The organism is Parvimonas sp. M20, assembly GCF_035282425.1.
Taxonomy (GTDB): Bacteria; Bacillota; Clostridia; order Tissierellales; family Peptoniphilaceae; genus Parvimonas.
Window position 1 is genome coordinate 1 of the sequence record NZ_JAYKBQ010000277.1, and the last position, 239, is coordinate 239.

At 67.4% G+C, this 239-nt stretch carries 1 protein-coding gene; it reads right to left on the reverse strand.

The features are described 5' to 3' along the window. A partial coding sequence (locus VJI93_RS09235; RefSeq protein WP_324009393.1) for a GNAT family N-acetyltransferase occupies positions 1–239 on the reverse strand: 239 nt, incomplete at both ends.

Here is a 239-nt window from a genome sequence, read left to right on the forward strand (position 1 = left end):
TGTCGACGAAATGGCTGGCGCGGATGCCGCTAACACCGCTCGCCCGCGCCATGTTCATCACGGCGCGCGCGGCTTCGGTGGCAAAGCCAAGCCCCCAATAGGAGCGGGCGATCCAATATCCCAGTTCCGGCACGCCTTTCTCGTCCAGATGAATGTCGCACCCGCCGACCAGACGCGGCGCGCCCTTGGTGCGGGTGAAGGCGAGCAGCCGGGGCAGACGGACGTCATGCGGCAGCGAC